The sequence below is a fragment of the Bacillus sp. A01H genome (assembly GCF_045277205.1).
Lineage (GTDB): Bacteria > Bacillota > Bacilli > Bacillales > Bacillaceae_G > Bacillus_A > Bacillus_A paranthracis.
On sequence record NZ_CP117702.1, the window covers coordinates 679954 to 697412 of the forward strand.

General features: G+C 34.8%; 15 protein-coding genes. 10 read left to right on the forward strand and 5 right to left on the reverse strand.

The genetic code is table 11. The features are described from left to right. Window positions 1-57 precede the first annotated feature (57 nt). The 3 genes from PSR14_RS03695 (at window position 58) to PSR14_RS03705 (ending at window position 4507) form a co-directional block, all read left to right on the forward strand. Window positions 58-1473, forward strand: coding sequence for an amino acid permease (locus PSR14_RS03695; protein ID WP_001284877.1), 1416 nt, complete (start codon window positions 58-60; stop codon window positions 1471-1473). Between the two features lie 266 nt (window positions 1474-1739). Further along, on the forward strand, window positions 1740-2117 hold the full coding sequence (locus tag PSR14_RS03700) for a metalloregulator ArsR/SmtB family transcription factor (RefSeq protein ID WP_000918378.1): 378 nt from the start codon (window positions 1740-1742) through the stop codon (window positions 2115-2117). Between the two features lie 23 nt (window positions 2118-2140). Further along, complete coding sequence (locus PSR14_RS03705) at window positions 2141-4507, forward strand: heavy metal translocating P-type ATPase (RefSeq protein WP_098487504.1); 2367 nt, start codon at window positions 2141-2143, stop codon at window positions 4505-4507. Window positions 4508-4853: 346 nt separating this feature from the next. On the opposite strand, the gene PSR14_RS03710 is transcribed toward PSR14_RS03705, so the two are convergent. Continuing rightward, window positions 4854-6317 carry a nicotinate phosphoribosyltransferase gene (locus tag PSR14_RS03710; RefSeq protein ID WP_098487505.1) on the reverse strand — a complete coding sequence of 488 codons (1464 nt, stop codon included), beginning with the start codon at window positions 6315-6317 and terminating at the stop codon, window positions 4854-4856. A gap of 200 nt (window positions 6318-6517) precedes the next feature. Between PSR14_RS03710 and PSR14_RS03715 the strand changes: the two genes are divergently transcribed. The 3 genes from PSR14_RS03715 to PSR14_RS03725 all read left to right on the forward strand — a co-directional run bounded on the left by PSR14_RS03715 (window position 6518) and on the right by PSR14_RS03725 (window position 9786). After that, a complete protein-coding gene (locus tag PSR14_RS03715) occupies window positions 6518-7789 on the forward strand; it encodes a tetratricopeptide repeat protein (RefSeq protein ID WP_073536210.1) in 1272 nt (423 codons plus the stop codon). Window position 7790: 1 nt separating this feature from the next. After that, entirely contained in the window at window positions 7791-7919 is a 129-nt protein-coding gene (locus PSR14_RS03720) for an NprX family peptide pheromone (RefSeq protein ID WP_000726843.1), read from the forward strand. A gap of 166 nt (window positions 7920-8085) precedes the next feature. Beyond that, complete coding sequence (locus tag PSR14_RS03725) at window positions 8086-9786, forward strand: M4 family metallopeptidase (protein ID WP_000730398.1); 1701 nt, start codon at window positions 8086-8088, stop codon at window positions 9784-9786. 63 nt (window positions 9787-9849) lie between these two features. On the opposite strand, the gene PSR14_RS03730 is transcribed toward PSR14_RS03725, so the two are convergent. Next, on the reverse strand, window positions 9850-10407 hold the full coding sequence (locus PSR14_RS03730; protein ID WP_406644150.1) for a TVP38/TMEM64 family protein: 558 nt from the start codon (window positions 10405-10407) through the stop codon (window positions 9850-9852). A 395-nt stretch (window positions 10408-10802) separates the two neighbouring features. Between PSR14_RS03730 and PSR14_RS03735 the strand changes: the two genes are divergently transcribed. Together PSR14_RS03735 and PSR14_RS03740 are read left to right on the forward strand one after the other, a co-directional pair. Then, window positions 10803-11321 (forward strand): RNase A-like domain-containing lipoprotein, encoded by a 519-nt coding sequence (locus PSR14_RS03735; RefSeq protein WP_000822717.1) that lies wholly within the window; start codon window positions 10803-10805, stop codon window positions 11319-11321. Window positions 11322-11336: 15 nt separating this feature from the next. Next, window positions 11337-11609 carry a hypothetical protein gene (locus tag PSR14_RS03740; RefSeq protein ID WP_000288788.1) on the forward strand — a complete coding sequence of 91 codons (273 nt, stop codon included), beginning with the start codon at window positions 11337-11339 and terminating at the stop codon, window positions 11607-11609. Between the two features lie 31 nt (window positions 11610-11640). Here the strand turns inward: PSR14_RS03740 and PSR14_RS03745 are convergent, their stop codons facing one another. The 3 genes from PSR14_RS03745 to PSR14_RS03755 all read right to left on the reverse strand — a co-directional run bounded on the left by PSR14_RS03745 (window position 11641) and on the right by PSR14_RS03755 (window position 15520). After that, window positions 11641-12903 carry a VanW family protein gene (locus PSR14_RS03745; RefSeq protein WP_000777346.1) on the reverse strand — a complete coding sequence of 421 codons (1263 nt, stop codon included), beginning with the start codon at window positions 12901-12903 and terminating at the stop codon, window positions 11641-11643. Window positions 12904-13137: 234 nt separating this feature from the next. Continuing rightward, entirely contained in the window at window positions 13138-14151 is a 1014-nt protein-coding gene (locus PSR14_RS03750; RefSeq protein ID WP_000834032.1) for an LCP family protein, read from the reverse strand. Between the two features lie 190 nt (window positions 14152-14341). Further along, the gene (locus PSR14_RS03755; RefSeq protein ID WP_000668837.1) at window positions 14342-15520 is read right to left on the reverse strand and encodes a NupC/NupG family nucleoside CNT transporter; all 1179 of its coding nucleotides are present in this window, start codon (window positions 15518-15520) and stop codon (window positions 14342-14344) included. 91 nt (window positions 15521-15611) lie between these two features. Here PSR14_RS03755 and PSR14_RS03760 point away from each other — a divergent pair, with 91 nt between their 5' ends. Together PSR14_RS03760 and PSR14_RS03765 are read left to right on the forward strand one after the other, a co-directional pair. Continuing rightward, entirely contained in the window at window positions 15612-15998 is a 387-nt protein-coding gene (locus tag PSR14_RS03760; RefSeq protein WP_001017666.1) for a VOC family protein, read from the forward strand. Window positions 15999-16105: 107 nt separating this feature from the next. Beyond that, window positions 16106-17404 (forward strand): hemolysin family protein, encoded by a 1299-nt coding sequence (locus PSR14_RS03765; RefSeq protein ID WP_000353305.1) that lies wholly within the window; start codon window positions 16106-16108, stop codon window positions 17402-17404. The last annotated feature ends 55 nt before the right edge of the window (window positions 17405-17459 follow it).

Genomic DNA, 17459 nt, shown 5'->3' on the forward strand with positions numbered 1-17459 from the left:
GATAAGAGCTAAGAGTGAATATCTCTTAGCTCTTCTTGGCAAAAGGGGGCATACATCGTGGCCAACCTATTTAAAAAGAAATCCGTTACGCAATTGTTAGGGGAAAGTAAAAGTAAAACTTTAACGAAAACGCTAGGGGCATTTGACCTAACAATGCTAGGGATTGGTGCGATAATTGGTACAGGAGTACTAGTATTAACAGGATTAGTAGCAGCAAGAGATGCTGGTCCAGCAGTTATCTTTTCATTCATGATTGCAGCGATTGTTTGTGGATTTGCAGCGTTGTGTTATGCAGAAGTTGCATCTACACTTCCGGTTTCAGGTAGTGTGTACACATATTCATATGCGACAATTGGTGAGTTTATTGCCCATCTAATGGGATGGACATTACTATCTGTATATGTCGTAACAACTGCCGCAGTAGCTGGTGGATGGACAGGTTATTTTAATAACTTAGTGAGTGGATTCGGATTAGAAATTCCAACAGAGTTGTTAAAGATTCCATCACAAGGTGGGATCGTGAATTTACCAGCAGTAGTCATTACATTAGTTTTAACTTGGTTACTATCAAGAGGTACGAAAGAAAGTAAGCGTGTGAATAACATAATGGTATTAATTAAAATTGGTATTGTTATTTTATTCATTGCAGTTGGTGCGTTTTACGTACAACCAGAAAACTGGACACCATTTGCACCATACGGTATTAGCGGAATCTTTGCCGGCGGAGCAGCAGTATTCTTTGCTTTTTTAGGATTTGATGCATTAGCAACTTCTGCTGAAGAAGTAAAAAATCCACAACGTGATTTACCGATTGGTATTATTGCTTCATTAGTTATTTGTACAATTATTTATGTTGTAGTATGTCTCGTTATGACAGGTATGGTTTCTTATAAAGAATTAGATGTACCAGAAGCTATGGCATATGTATTAGAAGTTGTAGGACAAGATAAAGTAGCGGGTGTAATCGCAGTTGGAGCTGTAATTGGTATTATGGCTGTAATCTTTGCTTACATTTATGCAACGACACGTGTATTCTTCGCGATGAGCCGTGACGGTTTATTACCAAAATCATTTGCGAAAATTAATAAGAAAACAGAAGCGCCAGTATTCTCAACTTGGTTAACAGGTATTGGTAGTGCTTTAATTGCTGGATTTATCGATTTAAAAGAATTGTCGAATTTAGCGAATATTGGAGCATTGTTAACATTTGCGATGGTAGGTGTGTCAGTTATTATTCTTCGTAAAACACATCCGAACTTAAAACGTGGCTTTATGGTACCACTTGTACCAACGCTACCGCTTATTTCAATCGCATGTTGTCTATTCTTAATGTTTAACCTACCATTAACAACATGGATCTACTTCGGTATTTGGTTAGCAATTGGAGTAGTTGTATACTTTGTTTATTCGAAAAAACATAGTCATTTAAAAGACGATGGAAGTTCGCAGGATAATTTAGAACAAGCTAATTAAAAGCTTAGTTAAAAGGGATATAAGTATAGTAAGCCTTGTGCGTCTAGGGAACGCGCAAGGCTTTTTCTTTTGTGTAAAGTGTATATTCTTTTTTGTATGAGAATGTAATGGATGCGGAAAATATGTGTAGATCTTTTTAAAATGTGAACGAAATGTTCAAAAAAATGTATGAGATTTCATTGACACATATGAATGGACGCTCATATAATAAAGGTATAAGATATATGAATGATTGTTCATATGTTCAAATAAAGAGGTGAGCTATAATGGCTGGAAATAAAGTAGAAACACCACAAGAGACATGTTCTCAAACGATAATTCATGAAGAAGTTGTTGAGCAAGTAAAACAAACAATTCCAACGGATGAAAGTTTAAGTAAAGTAGCAGAATTATTTAAAGTATTAGGCGATCGTACACGTACAAGAATATTACATGCGTTATTTGAAGCTGAAATGTGTGTTTGTGATTTAGCGTATTTATTAGGAATGACACAATCATCTATTTCACATCAGCTTCGTGTGTTAAAGCAAGCGAAACTTGTAAAGAATCGTAAAGAAGGAAAGGTCGTTTATTATTCGTTAGCTGACCAACACGTAATTCATATCTTCGAGCAAGCGTTTGAACACGTAAACGAGGAAGAATAAATAGAACGCGAGGAGGGAGAACGATGGCTGAAGCATTAGTGAAAAAGAAACTGATGTTAGAAGGTTTAGATTGTGCAAACTGTGCAATGAAAATTGAAAAAGGCGTTGGGAATATAGAAGGAGTAAATTCTTGCTCTGTAAATTTCGCGACAAAAACAATGGTTTTAGAAACAGCGCAAAATAAAGAAAGCGAAGTTGTTACAGAAGCAAAACAACTCGTTACAAAATTAGAACCGCACATTAAAGTGCAAGAAGAAAAAAACACAAAAATGGCAAAAGAAGTGTTTATATTAGAAGGTTTAGATTGCGCAAATTGTGCGATGAAGATTGAAAATAAAGTTAAGGAAATGCCGACGGTTTCAGCAGCAACTGTTGATTTCGTATCAAAGAAATTACGAGTTGAAGTAGCGAATAAAAGAGAATTAGAAACGACTGTAGCCAATATAACAAATGTCGTTCAAAAGTTAGAACCAGATGTGAAAGTTGTTCGTGAAGAAAAGGGTGGTCATGACCATGGACATAGTCACGATCATGGAGAAGCAAATGTGAAAAAAATGTTAGGACGATTAGTGGTTGGCGGAATTTTGACAGCAATTGCTGCATTAGCTGGCTTACCACAAATGATCACAATTCCGTTATTCGTCCTTGCGTATGTATTAATTGGTGGAGATATCGTTTGGAGAGCAGTAAGAAACATAACTCGTGGCCAAGTGTTTGATGAGAACTTCTTAATGGCAATTGCAACACTAGGAGCTTTCGCAATTCAACAATACCCAGAAGCGGTTGCAGTAATGTTATTCTATCAAGTAGGAGAACTATTCCAAAGTATTGCGGTAAACCGTTCTCGGAAATCAATTACTTCATTAATGGATATTCGTCCTGATTACGCGAATGTAAAGATTGGAAATGACACGAAACAAGTATCACCAGAAGATGTACAAATCGGCGATTATATTATCGTGAAACCTGGTGAGAAAGTACCGTTAGACGGAAAAGTAATTGAAGGAACATCAATGGTAGATACTTCAGCATTGACTGGTGAATCTGTACCACGTGAAGTTGAAATTGGAAATGATGTATTAAGTGGTTTTGTGAACCAAAATGGTGTATTAACAATTGAAGTTACAAAAGAATTTGGTGAATCAACTGTATCAAAAATTTTAGATTTAGTTCAAAATGCAAGCAGTAAAAAAGCGCCAACAGAAAACTTTATTACGAAGTTCGCGCGTTACTACACTCCAGTTGTAGTAATTACAGCAGCGATCATGGCGTTTATTCCACCACTTATTTTAGAAGGAGCTACATTCTCGGATTGGATTTATAGAGCGTTAGTGTTCCTAGTAATCTCTTGTCCATGTGCGTTAGTTGTATCTATTCCTCTTGGATTCTTTGGAGGTATCGGTGGTGCATCTAAAAGTGGTGTGTTAGTAAAAGGGAGTAACTATTTAGAAGCTTTAAATGATGTGAAATATATTGTTTTTGATAAAACAGGCACATTAACAAAAGGTGTCTTCAAAGTTACAAAAATGGAACCGAGCGAAGGTATTACAAATGAAGAATTATTAGAGTATGCAGCATTTGCTGAAGTGTATTCTAACCACCCAATTGCACAATCGATTCGAAATGCATATGGAAAATCAGTTGATGAAAAAATAATCGATGATTATAACGAAATTTCTGGTCACGGTACAGTCGTAAAAGTACAAGGAAAAGAAATTTTTGCAGGTAATGCTAAATTAATGAGAAAAGAGAACATTACATTTAAGCAACCAGAAACAGTAGGTACATTAGTTCACGTTGCTGTAGATGGAAAATATGCAGGTTATATTGTTATCTCTGATGAGGTAAAAGAAGATTCAAAACAAGCAATTCAAAAGTTAAAAGAACTAGGTATTAAGAAGACAGTCATGTTAACTGGTGATGCAAAACCAGTTGGTGAAGCTGTTGGTAAAGAGTTAGGTTTAGATGAAGTTCACGCAGAACTATTACCGCAACAAAAAGTAGAAGAGATTGAAAAAATTGATGCAGCGAAGCATGGAAAAGAAAAAGTTGCTTTCGTTGGTGATGGTATTAATGATACACCGGTATTAGCAAGAGCCGATGTTGGTATTGCAATGGGTGGTTTAGGATCAGATGCAGCAATTGAAGCGGCAGATATCGTTATTATGACTGATGAGCCTTCAAAAATTGCAACAGCTGTAAACATTGCAAAACGTACAAGACGCATTGTATGGCAAAATATTATCTTTGCATTAGGGGTAAAAGGATTAGTTTTACTACTTGGTGCTTTCGGTATTGCAACAATGTGGGAAGCGGTTTTCTCAGATGTTGGTGTGACACTACTGGCAGTTCTAAATGCAATGCGTGTACTACGAGTGAAAGATTTATAAAGTGAAACTTTAATCAGTGGGGGGCTTCATCCCCCGCTGATTATTAGCCTTCACCAATCGGGCTTTTACGGACAGTTGATCCCCCATCTAACGCCCTTGCTTTTGCTGAATTTTGGGGGTCTTGCTGCCCGTTAATGCGGGATAAAAAAGAGGACGCAACCTGCGTCCTCTTTTTTAGGTTATTCTGTTGAAATTGACTCAATAAAATAATAACAAATATTATTTTAGAAATAAATAACGTAATATTAAAATTTACAAATAAAAAATATTTGTCTTGTTATTTTAATATATTTTTTACAAAGATATATAGCATTGAAGAAAACAGAGAAGGAGCAGCTTCTCTGTTTTATTTTTGTATATTTTTTTCAACTTGTTCTCGAACAGTTTGAATGTAATTCATTTTATGATCCCAGCATTCTTGACTTAAATCGACAGGGTACTCTTCAGGATTTAAAGTTCGCATATACTCTTCCCAAAATAACGCGAGACTCTGTTCATTGTATTTTTGAATATCCAATATGTCAGGTAGTTCATATGTTCTTTCACCGTTAACGAAAATGTCTTTATGCAGTTCGCGCGCTTCAAAGTTTGTTACAAATTTACTTATATACGTGTGAACAGGGTGAAACATTTTTAAGCGTTCTTCTTTTCCTGGTTCTTCACAATCTAATGCAATATAATCGCCTTCTGCATGATCATTAACTCGGTTGATAATGCGATAAATTCGTTTTAGTCCTGGAGTAGTGATTTTTTCCGGGTTAGATGAAATTTTAATTGTATCATTTAACTTTCCATGAGTATCTTCAATCGCAACGAGTTTATAAACAGCCCCTAATGCTGGTTGCTCAAAGGACGTAATCAATTTTGTTCCAACGCCCCATACATCAATTTTTGCTCCTTGAGATTTTAAATGCATAATGGTGTATTCATCTAAATCGCTAGAAGCAATAATTTTTGTATTTGTAAACCCGGCTTCATCTAGTAGTTTTCTTGCCTTTTTAGATAAATAAGCCATATCACCACTATCGAGGCGAATGCCATAAAAATCGATGCGATCCCCGAACTCTTTTGCCACGCGAATTGCATTTGGAACACCAGATTTTAATGTGTCATATGTATCAACGAGAAAGACACACTTTTTATGAGTTTCAGCGTATTTCTTAAAAGCAACATATTCATCGCGATAAGCTTGAACAAAAGAGTGCGCATGTGTGCCGGCTACAGGTATCCCAAAGCGTTTTCCAGCCCGTACGTTACTCGTAGATGAGAAACCACCGATAAAGGCAGCACGTGTACCCCAAAGGGCTGCATCGAACTCGTGGGCACGTCTTGTGCCGAACTCTAAAAGTTCATCGTTATTTGCAGCGTGCTTCATACGAGCTGCTTTCGTTGCAATTAATGTTTGGTAATTCACAATGTTTAACAGGGCGGTTTCAATAATTTGTGCTTCGCCGAGCGGTGCATCGACACGTAATAAAGGCTCGTTATTAAAGACAACTTCACCTTCTTGCATACTTCGAATCGTCCCAGTGAATTTCATATTTTGTAAATACTGAAGAAATTCTTCTTCAAATTGTAATTCTGCTAAATAAGCGATATCGCTTTCGGTAAAGCTGAAGTTTTCTATGTACTCTACAATTTTTTCAAGGCCAGCAAAAACAGCATAACCGTTCTCGAATGGAAGTTTTCGAAAGTATAAATCAAACACCGAGCGGCGGTTATGAATACCATCTTTCCAATATGTATAAGCCATATTAATTTGATATAAATCTGTATGTAAGGCATAGCTATCGTCTTTATAATAAGTCATCGCGAAAACACCTCCATAATTTGGTTATAGTATACCAATTTTTCACGGATCGTAGCAAAGAATAGATATGAAAGTATAGTCAAGAGGGAAAAAAATGAAATATTGCATATTTTTTAGAAAATTAACATTTATCAATTTATATTTCTCAAGATTTTATGTATTATTAAAGTAATGGGGGTAAATGAGAATGGAGGAGGACAATGCAACAAACATTAGAAAAAATAGGCAAACAAGTCTTTTACAAACGGCTACAGCAAAAAATGACACAAGAAGAATTATGTCAGGGCATTTGTTCTGTCTCATACTTAAGTAAAATCGAAAATGGAAAAATCGAAGCATCAGAAGAGATTCTACAATTGCTCTGCGCAAGATTAGAAATTGCCGTGACGGATTTGAGAGATGTAGAAGAAGATGTGAAGGTGAAGTTGGATGAATGGTTGAATGCATTAGTTCATTTGGACAAGCCACAAGTAGAACGCATATATGAAGAATTACAAGGTGAAATGAAGCATGTTTTGGATTTTGAAATTATAAATTATTATAAACTGCTTTATACGCGTTATTTAATTATGAAACGAGATTTTCCTGCTGTTGAAGAAGAATTAGAGAGTTTAAAAAAGATGTACAAAAAGTATTCACCATTCCAGAAATTATTATATACGTATAGTAAAGGTCTATATTATTTTTTACAGCATAAATATAAGAGGGCATTGGAATACTTGACTCGAACAGAAGTAATGGCAAAGGAACAAGGTTATCACGAAAATGGAATATATTTCAATTTAGCTCTTGTTTATAATGAATTGGAAGTTGAACATATGACTTTACATTTTGCTAATGTAGCAATGGAAGGATTCAAGAATGAATATAAGTTTCGTTATGTGATAAATTGCCAGTTACTTATTGCATTGAGTTATATACAAAAAAAACAATATAATGAAGCACTATCTATTTATAATAATATTTTGAGGGAAGCAAATTCTTTTGCCGATAAAGAAAATATAACAGCTATTGCTTTAAATAATTTAGGCTTCCTGTACTACAACTTAAAAGATTATGCAAAAGCTAAAGATTATTATTTGCAATGCTTAAAGTACAAGAAGGAAGAGGATTTAAATTATATTGATGCAGTGTATGAAATCGCTTTACAGTGTATTGAATTAAAAGAATTTGAAGAAGCGAAAGATTGGATTGATAAAGGGATAGATATCGCGAAGAGGGATGAAAAGTATAAAAGTATGCTATATATACTTTTAATGCTTAAGCATAAATACTTTGAAACTAAAGATGTTTATAAAAAGTTTTTAGAAGTTGAGGCAATCCCATTTTTTAGAGGCGAAGAAAATAAAAAAGAATTAAAACTGGTTTATTTAGAACTAGCAGGATACCACGAAGAATTATTAGAGTTTAGGGAAAGTAATAATTATTATAAATTAGCAATTAATTTATTAGAAGAAAAGGGAGGAAAATAGTATGAAAAAGAAAATAATTATTGGTGCTTTAGCTTTGGTAGCTGTACTGGTGGTATTGGAACCGCAATATGCTTGGACATCGGATATCTATGGTCAAGGAGAAAAAGTAGTTGAATTGGTAAATTCTTAATAAAAACCCCCTTTCCAACCGGAAAGGGGTTTTTCAATATTTGTTCCTCAAAATTCTACAAAACTTGAGAAAAAATTAATTGAATTTTTAGTATATTAATAGTGGAAACATAATGCTAATATGAAACTACTCTTTTTCAAAAAATAATTTATTAGGGGGAAGGTTCATGAAAAAGAAAAGTTTAGCATTAGTGTTAGCGACAGGAATGGCAGTTACAACGTTCGGAGGGACAGGCTCTGCATTTGCAGATTCTAAAAATGTGCTCTCTACGAAGAAGTACAATGAGACAGTACAGTCACCGGAGTTTGTTTCTGGGGATCTAACTGGGGCAACTGGTAAGAAAGCAGAATCTGTTGTGTTTGATTACTTAAACGCAGCAAAAGGTGATTACAAGTTAGGGGAAAAGAGTGCGCAAGATTCTTTCAAAGTGAAACAAGTGAAGAAAGATGCTGTAACTGATTCAACAGTATTACGTTTGCAACAAGTATATGAAGGAGTACCTGTATGGGGGTCTACGCAAGTAGCTCACGTAAGTAAAGATGGTTCTTTAAAAGTATTGTCTGGAACAGTTGCGCCTGATTTAGACAAAAAAGAAAAATTGAAAAATAAAAATAAGATCGAAGGCGCAAAAGCAATTGAAATTGCGCAAAAAGATTTAGGGATTACACCTAAATATGAGGTAGAACCAAAAGCGGACTTATATGTATATCAAAACGGTGAAGAAACAACATATGCATACGTTGTAAATTTAAACTTCTTAGACCCGAGTCCAGGAAACTACTACTATTTCATTGAAGCAGACAGCGGTAAAGTGTTAAATAAATATAATAAACTTGATCATGTAGCAAATGAAGATAAATCACCAGTTAAGCAAGAGGCACCTAAACAGGAAGCGAAACCAGCTGTAAAGCCTGTAACAGGAACAAATGCAGTGGGTACTGGTAAAGGTGTATTAGGAGATACGAAGTCGCTTAATACAACGTTATCTGGCTCATCTTACTACTTACAAGATAATACGCGCGGAGCAACGATTTTCACATATGATGCGAAAAATCGTACTACATTGCCAGGAACGTTATGGGTAGATGCGGATAATGTTTTCAATGCAGCGTATGATGCAGCGGCAGTAGATGCTCATTACTATGCGGGTAAAACATATGATTACTATAAAGCTACTTTTAATAGAAACTCTATTAATGATGCAGGAGCGCCATTAAAATCAACAGTTCATTATGGAAGTAGATATAATAATGCGTTCTGGAATGGCTCTCAAATGGTATACGGAGATGGTGATGGTGTAACATTCACTTCATTGTCTGGTGGAATTGATGTAATTGGCCATGAATTAACGCATGCTGTTACAGAGTATAGCTCAGATTTAATCTATCAAAATGAATCAGGAGCATTAAATGAAGCTATTTCAGATGTTTTTGGTACTTTAGTAGAATTCTATGATAACCGTAACCCAGATTGGGAAATTGGTGAAGATATTTATACGCCTGGTAAAGCAGGAGATGCGCTTCGCTCTATGAGTGATCCAACGAAATATGGTGATCCAGATCATTATTCTAAGCGTTACACTGGTACTAGTGATAACGGTGGGGTTCATACGAACAGTGGTATTATTAACAAACAAGCTTATTTATTAGCAAATGGCGGTACGCATTACGGTGTAACTGTAACTGGTATTGGTAAAGATAAGCTAGGTGCAATTTATTACCGTGCAAACACACAATATTTCACGCAATCTACTACATTTAGTCAAGCGCGTGCTGGTGCAGTACAAGCTGCAGCTGATTTATATGGTGCGAACTCTGCTGAAGTAAATGCAGTTAAGCAATCATTTAGTGCTGTTGGTATTAACTAACGATCTAAAGGATAGCTATTAATAAAATACCTCAAAAATAAAGAAGGAGCATAGGCTCCTTCTTTATTTTTTTCTCCATTTTTTCCACAAATAAAACAATCCAATAGCGCCCGCGATTGTTACAATCCACTTCGCTTCATTTGTTCCGTTCATGACATGATAGGCCGAATATACTTCGATTAACAAAGCCGGTATTTTCCCTATCGTACTGGTAATACTGAAGGATAGTAATGACATTTTGCCTAGAGCTGCAAATAAAGTCACGATACTAGACGGAATGAAAGGAATGAAAGGAATGAGGCGGAACGATAGGACGAGTAGAAAGGCCTCTCTACCCTCTACATAAAGTAGGCGTTCTACCTTTGGATACTTATTTACTTTGCTGTGAGTGAATTTCTGAAGGCCTATACGATAAATATAAAACGAGATAATAGCCCCTAATGCCTCACCTGCGATCGAAATAAGGGTTCCGTTTGTTACACCAAAGAGCTGTATGTTAATAGCGGTCAAAAAAATACTAGGGATAACACCTAAAAGGCTAATGACTATGTTGATTAAGATACTAAGTGGAATTGCGATTGAATAATAGTCTGTTAAGAAGTTTTGAATTGTTTCAGCCATTGTTTAAAATCCTTTATCTTTTTTTGCATTACACCATATTTCCATTGTGTAGGCAAGTACAAATTTACATAATGTAGAAAAACGTTAAAAACACCATTATTATACCTTATATGGGTATTAGGTATATGAAGTAAGGGGTATATTTTACTTTTTAAAAAAATACAAATGAAACCTTTATTTAAAAGGTTAATAGATGATTTTAGGGGGAGGTTTAACTCGGGAAATAATCATAAAAACATAGGGGGATATTTATGTAAGGGCGAAAATAGCGGTTTTATGAAAAACGGGTGGTAATTTGGCAAAATAGATGAGGAATTTGAAAAATGTGTATGTTTTTTCGATGTGAAATTGACTTTTAGTGAAGTTACGATAATAATCATGAAAGAGGTGATATGATGAAACGAATAAGTAGTCTTTTCGTGAGTAGTTTATTGGCACTCATGCTGATCTTAAGTGGATGTGCAGGAAAAGAACAAAAAACAGAGAAACAAACAGGGAATCAATCGGCATCAGTAGAAAAAATTAGTGATAATATTTTAGATGAAATGGAAGGGCCACCTAAAAATGGTCATACGATTGAAAGACATGTAGGCAAATCAGAAGAAGATTTGAAGAATCGCTTGAAGACAGATAAAGTATCAGCAGCAAGTACATACTATGACAAGGAAACGGCAACGAAAGCTGTAAAAGATAGTTTGAAGCAGCATGATAAGGAAATTCAAGATTGGTTAAAAAATTCTAAAGAGGCTCGTCTCGTATTAAATACAACACATTCATTCCCGGTTGGAAAAACGGTAATAAAGAAAAATATGAATGTAAAAGACAAGTTAGTCAAAACTGTTACTGTTTTAGCGAGAGATAAGTCAGGGGATTTAGGATATAAGATCATTACTTCTTATCCATCTGATAAATAAGAAGGGGGAGTAAATATGTATACGACATTACAATATTTTTTCAAATCGTATTGTACGTTAAGTATCCATGAAGATGAAATAGTAGGCGTGATGGAAGAGTTTATAGAGCAAGAAGACGAAGAAATTGTTTTGAAATTACGCGATGAATTATTATATATGAAGAAAAAGGATGCTTGGGAAGAGGCGTGCGTACTAGCTGCGAAGCAAGGAAATCGTATGTGGTCGTTAGAAGAAACGAAAGACCATCTTGCAACCTTTTTATTATTATTGCAAAAGAAAAAGGCGTGAGTAGATCACGCCTTTTTTGTTTGATAGTGTCTTATTGTTTTGGAGCGCTTTTATATACGCTTTTTGAAATTTGTCCATTAGATATTACTTCACCGTTTTGTGTAACTTTTTTATATGTAACTGCTGTTATTTTATCATTAGTCCTACTAATTACTTGAGAAGAAACTTCAACATTTTTACCAGTATTTGTGCCGAAAATACGTGTAGTAATACTACCTCCATTTGAAAATGCTTGAATATAAATATGATTGCCTGTATTATTTTTAAATTTTAAATCTGGACCATAATCTGCTACTGCTGCATCTTGCCCAAGTGGTAAATAATTTACGGGCATAGAATGGTTGCTTCGAGAAACAATTCCTAAATCTGCTCTTAAAGCTGCGCTATATAAAGTACTACTCACTTGGCAAACGCCTCCGCCTGCACTTTGTATAACTTTCCCTTGTGAATATACAGCTGCGGATTTATAACCATGAGCAGCATCCGTTACGCCAACGCGGCCATTAAAACTAAATGTTTCATCAGGTGCGACAATCACTCCACTTAAAGTATTAGCTGACTTATTTACGTTAAAGGATTGATTCCCATTACGGCCAGCCATTGGAGTTGAATATTCAGCAATTACTTCTTTAATCCCCATTTTCTGTATATCTTCTGTAGAACGTTCAGGCTTTAATAGTGTAACGGGTAATGTAACGTCAGATGTGCCAGAAGTAATGGCTTGCCGCGTTAAATCAGTTAACTTTTCTTTATCGATTTTTTCTCCATTTTGGCTCTGGCTAATATTTACTGTAGTGCCTTCAATACTTAATTCTGCATTAACAGGATTTTTTAATGTTTCATTATATTTATCCTTCATAAAGCTTTCATAAGCAGTTGTATTTAATTGAGGTGTTAATTTATAGTCACGTTTTAATTCGCCGTTCTCAGCTTGTTTCCGCATTTTGTAACGATTTATTGCGTTGCCTTCTTGTTCTTTAAAGATTTTGTCGATAATATCTTTTTCTTTATAATTTATCCCTAAATCTTTCCATGTGTAAGTTTGTTTATCGTTTTGGAATATGTACGTAAGTGATTTTTGATCTAATTCAGTGATTTTTTGATTAATAATAGCTTGAATATCTTTTTTATTTTTTCCATCGAGAGAAATACCTTCAAATGTAGTATTGGGTAATGCAGTAGTATCTAATTGATTATTTAGTTTGGATACATATTGATATCCGCCAACACCGCCAACACAAAGTAATATGCCTCCAGCAATTGCAGAACCGATCAGTATTTTACTTAGCTTCATTTATTTCCCCCCAGAAATTTTTGTATAAATATATGTATTACATTTTTTGTATAAAAATGATGAAAATAACATTATGTACGTACTAGTATACTATTATTTTCACTGTGTGTGTAATGTTTTTATAAAATATGTTACACTGTTGTAATAATTGTCTCTTTTTGTCACAATGTGTACGAGAAATATGTTGAAAATTATAATAAAAAGGCTGTCTAGAAAGTTCTAGCAGCCTTTTTATTATAATTTTTTATGTTCATTTTTATTCGTAACACCGAGATGTTCTTGTAGTGTTGTCGAAATATTATCGACGCTTTTTTCGTTTGGAACGTAATAATAAATACCACCTATATATTTATCAGTACCTTCTACTTGCAATTTGTCCATTTTTAAGTTTGAACCCATTGAATTTTTCGCAATTGTCATCATATCATCAAAAGTTAAATTTGTTTTTAAGTCTTTATCAACAGCGTCTAATAAACCACCGATTTTATTAATGGAATTCAGAGATAATGCCTTTTCAGCAATAGCTTCTAAAACAAGCTGTTGTCGTTGACCGCGCATATAATCACTATCGATATGACGAGTTCTCGCTAGTGCCAGTGCTTCTTCTCCATTTAAATGTTGACGTCCCTTTTTAAGGTGAATTGCATCTGCTTCATCTTTACTATTTTGTTCTGTGAACTCCACTGGAACATCTACAGTAATGCCACCAAGGGAATCAACAATTTTGATAAAGGATTTAAAGTTGAATTTTACATAGTAATCAACTGGAACATCTAAAAATTTCTCAACTGTATCAATCGTGCTGTCTACACCACCGAATACGTGCGCATGTGTAATTTTATCGTATTTATCACGTGATTTAATATAGACACGTGAATCACGTGGAATACTGACAAGCTTAACAGATTTATCGTTTTTATTAATGGTTGCAAGTAATAGTGCATCTGTACGAGTTGCTTTCCCATAATTTTTGTCCCTAATATCACTTTCATCAACACCCATAATAAGTACGGAAATGTTGTCAGTCATAGGTTTAACGGCTTTTTCACGTTTGCTGGATTTGTCTCCGCGGCCAAGTTCAGAATAGGCATTACTTAGAATTGATTTTGCTTTACTGTATATATGGAAGGAGTAGCCTCCTGCTCCAAGTGCTATAATCAGTAATGGAATAAGAAGGAACCAAAGTAGACGTTTTTTCTTTGAGCGTCCCTTTTTGGCTCGAGTATCTTTGTGCATATCGGATTTCATCATTTTTTCTCCTTTAAAACTATCAAAGTATATACATCTAGAAGCGCATTTAAACACATAAAAAATATTGTACGCTAAATAAAAGCGATTGTACATGTATAAAAAATAGATGTCTTGATTATTTATAAAGACATCTATTCGTTATTGTATACAAAAGATAGGGATAAGAAAATGATAAAATTTTACCTAATTACAACATAATGCTTACGATAATTGCAGATAAAATGCTAACGAGAGTCGCTCCGTATAGTAATTTAAGGCCAAATCTGGCAACGACGTTTCCTTGTTCTTCGTTTAATCCTTTTACCGCACCTGAAATAATGCCGATAGAAGAAAAGTTGGCAAAAGAGACGAGGAAGACAGAAATAATACCAACTGTACGAGGAGAAAGGCTATTAGAAATTTTACTAAGATCCATCATTGCTACAAATTCATTCGTTACAAGCTTCGTTGCCATAATGCTACCAGCCGCGACAATTTCAGAACTTGGTACACCGATAAGAAACGCAATTGGTGCAAAGACGTAGCCGATTAATTGCTGGAAAGTAATGCCGAATATAATGAGGAATAGATCATTAATGCAGCTCATTAATGCGACGAATCCGATAAGCATAGCACCGACAACGATAGCTACTCGAAAGCCATCTAGAATGTACTCTCCAAGCATTTCAAAAAAGCTTTGCTTTTCGCCTTTTAGTTCTAAAATATCTTCGTCATCCCTCACGTCGTAAGGGTTAATGATAAGTACGATAATAAAGCCGCTAAATAAATTGAGAACGAGTGCGGTTACTACATATTTAGGTTCGATCATTGTCATATAGGCACCTACGATAGACATAGATACAGTTGACATGGCAGATGCACAAAGTGTATAAAGACGGTGTTTTGGAATTTGAGCTAATTGTTTTTTGACCGTAATAAAAACTTCTGATTGGCCGACAATGGCAGATGCGATAGCATTGTAAGACTCTAATTTCCCAAGACCATTTATTTTGCTAAGGAAGTAACCGATCCAACGAATGAAAAATGGTAGTATTTTGAAATGTTGTAGTATACCAATTAAGACGGAAATGAAGACAATTGGTAATAAGACAGTAAGGAAAAAGGGCATTTCACCTTTATTGGCAAGGCCGCCAAATACGAAGTTTATACCATCAGCAGCATACTCGAGTAGCTTTGTAAACAAACTGGAGATGAACCGAATAAGTATGAGACCGATTTCTGTATTCAATAATAAATAGGTTAAAATTAACTGTATAAGAAGCATGATGAAAATAGGTTTAAATTTAATATGCTTCTTATTGTTACTAGCGATATAAGCAAGGAAGAAGACGACGATAAGTCCTAAGAAAAAGGTAATAAATTTCATAGTAAGCCCCCTAAAAGAGATATTCTGCTATATATGTTTTTCATTTCAAGGGAGAATATGCATCTTTGGTAAAGAAAGGAATAGAGAGAGTATGAATATATGTAGAGTACACCACGTTGCAATTATTTGTTCAAATTATGATGTGTCAAAAGATTTTTATACTAGGATATTAGGTTTTGAAGAGGTAAATGAGGTATATAGAAAGGAACGAGATTCTTATAAGTTAGATTTATGTGTAGGGGGAGAGTATCAAATTGAATTATTTTCATTCCCAAGTCCGCCTGAGCGCCCGAGTTTTCCAGAAGCGTCTGGACTTAGGCATTTAGCATTTGCTGTTACAAATATAGAAGAAGCCGTGCAACATTTAAGTCAATGTGGTGTTGAAACTGAGGCGATACGTATTGATGAGATAACCGGGAAAAAATTTGTTTTTTTCCAAGATCCGGATGGTTTACCTTTAGAATTGTATGAGGTTTGAAATTGGTGAATTTTATATAGGGTTGCTTTTGAGTAAATGAAGAAACTAAAGTGAAACTTCTTTTTTAAAGGAGGTGTCACTTTAGCTAAGAAAGCTAAAGGATATATGTGGATATTTTAAAATTACTGATGGTAGTCATTCTTATTGCATTAACAGGTTTTTTTGTAGCTGTTGAGTTTGCAATTATTAAGGTGCGTAGCAGTCGTATTGACCAACTCGTTAGTGAGAAACGACGAGGAGCATTGGCAGCAAAAAAAGTAACTTCAAATTTAGATGAATATTTATCAGCATGTCAGTTAGGTATTACCATTACCGCTTTAGGGCTTGGGTGGTTAGGCGAGCCGACTATAAAACATTTACTAGAGCCGTTGTTTTTAAAACTACACCTATCTTCTGCAATTGCAAGTACCGTTTCATTTATTATTGCTTTTGCAGTTATTACGTTTTTACATGTTGTTATTGGTGAACTTGCTCCTAAGACGTTCGCCATACAAAGAGCAGAGCAAGTTAGCTTATTATTATCGAAACCACTTATTTATTTTTACCGAGTAATGTATCCGTTTATTTGGGCTTTAAATGGTTCAGCAAGGCTTGTAACAGGGTTATTCGGATTACATCCGGCTTCTGAACATGAAGTTGCTCATTCGGAAGAAGAATTACGATTAATCTTATCTGAGAGTTATGAGAGCGGAGAGATTAATCAAAGGGAATTTAAATATGTAAATAATATTTTTGAATTTGATAATAGAGTGGCAAAGGAAATTATGGTGCCTCGTACGGAAGTTGTAGGTTTATATGAGGACGAACCATTTGAAACACATATTAAAATAATCGCACAAGAAAAATATACGAGGTATCCTGTATTTGGTGAAGATAAAGATGAAATCATTGGAATGGTTAATGTAAAGGATTTATTTATTCGTTATATGGATGGTAATCGGGACGAGGAGTGCTCGATTATGCCATATACAAGGCCGGTCATTGAAGTGCTAGAAAATATTCCAATTCATGATTTACTATTACAAATGCAAAGAAAACACATTCCATTAGCTGTGTTGTATGATGAATATGGTGGTACAGCTGGGATTGTTACATTAGAAGATATTTTAGAAGAAATTGTTGGGGAAATTCGAGATGAATACGATGAAGATGAACACCCGCCTATAGAGCATATAAGTGAAGGGTGTAAAATTGTAGAGGGGAAAGTGCTTATTAGTGAAGTAAATGATTTATTTGGCATACACTTAATCGCTGATGATGTAGATACAATTGGTGGATGGATTATGGTACAAAAGCAAATCGTTGCTGAAGGAGATATTATTGAAAAACACGGCTTTTCTTTTAAAGTTCTGGAAAAAGATATGCATCAAATTAAACGAGTGGAAATAAAGAAGGGAGAAGAATGATTTTCTATAAAAGGTATATATAGAAAATTAAATGTTTGCGCTTTCAAAAAAGGTG